The 1,126-nt window shown below is 57.8% G+C and carries 1 protein-coding gene; it reads left to right on the top strand.

Annotation, left to right across the window (positions count from 1 at the left end):
* Positions 1-998, top strand: a 998-nt coding sequence (locus M653_RS1000000137500; protein ID WP_032936607.1) for an alkyl hydroperoxide reductase, incomplete at its 5' end; no start/stop codon positions are given.
* Positions 999-1,126: the final 128 nt, after the last annotated feature.

Raw genomic sequence — 1,126 nt, 5'->3', positions numbered from 1 at the left:
ACAAGGATCGCGGGCTTGAGGTTGTCGGAGTCGCAGCTTCTGAACGCGCTCCGACCGCGGACGAAGCGCGTACCAAGCTGGACGCGTGGTTGACCAAAAACTGCTCGTATCTGAATTATCGGATAGCGTTCGACTTCAAAGGCGAAATGGACAAGCTTTGGATGAAACCCAGCCTCTCCCTCGGGATTCCGACCTCGTTCGTTGTCGATCGTGATGGCGCCATCGCCTTTATCGGTCCTCCGATGGACCTCCCTAAGGTCTTGCCCAAAGTGATCAACGGCCGCTGGCGCACCAGCAAGCAAGCAAGAGCCTGTGATGCGAAGCGGGTTGCCGTAGATAGAGCCAGAATGCGCGAACGAGCGGTGAAGATGCCGATCTTGGAGAAGTATTTTGGGGCGTTCAAAAGACAGGAGTGGGACACGGCACTGACGGCCATCGAAGAGGGTGTCGCCTTGTTCCCAGACGATCCCAACATCCGCACCTCTCATGCGCATCTGCTGCTTCACGAAATACGCGACATGCGGGCGGGCTTGCCGGTCCTGCAGCTCTTCGTCCGTGACGCGATCACCAAAAATTCCGTGACTTGGCTGTCTCAGGTGCTGCAACAACTCTTCCATCCGGGGGAGGACTATTCGTACCTTCCGTCTGCCGAGCGCTTCGCGATAGGCAAGGAGCTATCCGAACGCATCCTGGCTCTGGATCCCCCGGCAGGCGACGGCGCCTTCAAATTCCTGTATTACCCGGCGCTCGGTCAGTACTTTTACGAGAGCGGCGACAAGGATCGCGCGGTCGAGTTGATCGAAGTGGCACTGAAGTCGCTCGCCGATTGGCAGGATGGCTCGGAAAAAACGAAACGCCGGATTGGACAGCGATTGCTGCAGGCCCTGGCCAACTACAAGGGTGAGCAGGTTTGCTCACAAGGTATTTGTATGGCTCCACAACAGGATTTCCCGAAGCCAAACCGCAACCGGCGGAAGACGAAAGATGGAGAGGGATGACAGGTCGGAAATCCCGTGGCTTGACTGGGCGAATGTTGGGCCAGTGCAGCGCGGCAAGCACGCCCTAAAGCGAAGGGCTTATGCGCCCCGTTGCCATCCTGGGTTGGATGTTATGCTGTCCCTGACCC

Source organism: Mesorhizobium sp. WSM3626 (assembly GCF_000513935.1).
Lineage (GTDB): Bacteria > Pseudomonadota > Alphaproteobacteria > Rhizobiales > Rhizobiaceae > Mesorhizobium > Mesorhizobium salmacidum.
This window is presented reverse-complemented; position numbering and strand designations above follow the sequence as displayed.